Below are 1,230 nucleotides of genomic sequence, written 5' to 3'. Positions count from 1 at the left end.
CTCCAGTAGAACCCGGTTCTTCATCGTTTGATGCCAGCGCTCAATTTTGCCCTGAGTTTGTGGATGGAACGGTGCGCCGCGAACGTGATCCATTTTCTGATCTTCCAGCCATTCAGCCAAATCGCCTGAGATGTAACAGGACCCGTTGTCGCTCAGCAGGCGAGGCATGTGCCGAACGACGGCCTGATCGCATCCAGACGCCGCCAGAGCCAGTTCAATCGTGTCAGTCACATCCACGGCCCGCATGTTCGTGCAGAGCTTCCAGGCGATGATATAGCGGCTGTAATCGTCCAGGATGGTGCTGAGATAAAACCACCCCCAACCGATGATTTTGAAGTAGGTGAAGTCGGTCTGCCACATCTCGTTAATGGCGGTGGTCTTGTCCGTGAACTCATCAGCCGCTTTGATCACGACATAGTCCGGTGCAGTGATCAGGTCAGCTTCCTTCAGAAAGCGGTAAGCCGATGATTCAGAGATAAAATACCGTTTCTCATCGGTATACTTGACCGCCAATTCGCGCGTCGTCAGCGCCTCATGTTCCAGCGCGAACTCGATCAGATCATCCCGCCTAGCCTGAGGGATACGGTTCCAGACAGACTTTGGGCGGGGAGAGCGATCCGCCAGGGCATCAAGTCCGCCTTCAACATAGCGATCATACCATCGGTAGAATGTGGTGCGCGGGATGCCCAGCATGTCCAGGGTCTGCTTGGTGGGCAGATGGGATCCCTCAACGGTGCGGATGATCTCCAGTTTCTCTGACGCAGGATACCTCATTCCTCGTATCCCCCATCCCCTGTCATGCTTTTTTTGAGCAAGCGGTTTTCTAATGTGAGGTCCGCAACGCATTCCTTCAGTGCCATCGCCTCGGATCGCAGGTCTTTCACCTCAGGCGAAGTGGCCTGACGAGCCGTGTCACCGGACAAACGCCGCTTCCCGGCTTCAAGGAACTCTTTGGACCAGCTGTAATACAGACCCTCAGAGATGCCTTCGCGGCGGCACAGTGCCGATATGGTTTCCTCGCCACGCAAACCCGCTAAAACAATGCGGATCTTCTCCTCGGATGAATAGGTTTGCCGGGTCTTGCGGCGGATGGATTTGACCAGCTTGGTAGCCGCAGCTTTGCTGGTTCCGGATTTCTTGTTCATCTTCACTCCTTAACAGTTACGATGACCCAGAAATCCTCCGTTGTTCAAATCCTCAATTCTGTCCCACAGGTGCTAACGTCAGACA

1 pseudogene is annotated in these 1,230 nt (G+C 54.4%); it reads right to left on the bottom strand.

What is annotated here, in order from left to right:
* Positions 1 to 1,145 (bottom strand): annotated as a pseudogene (locus DL239_RS21315) (IS3 family transposase); the annotation flags it as partial.
* Between the last annotated feature and the right edge of the window lie 85 nt (positions 1,146 to 1,230).

It is taken from the genome of Parasedimentitalea denitrificans, assembly GCF_011813015.1.
GTDB lineage: Bacteria > Pseudomonadota > Alphaproteobacteria > Rhodobacterales > Rhodobacteraceae > Parasedimentitalea > Parasedimentitalea denitrificans.
Note: the sequence above shows the minus strand (reverse complement) of the source record. Positions and strands in the feature narration are given on the sequence as shown.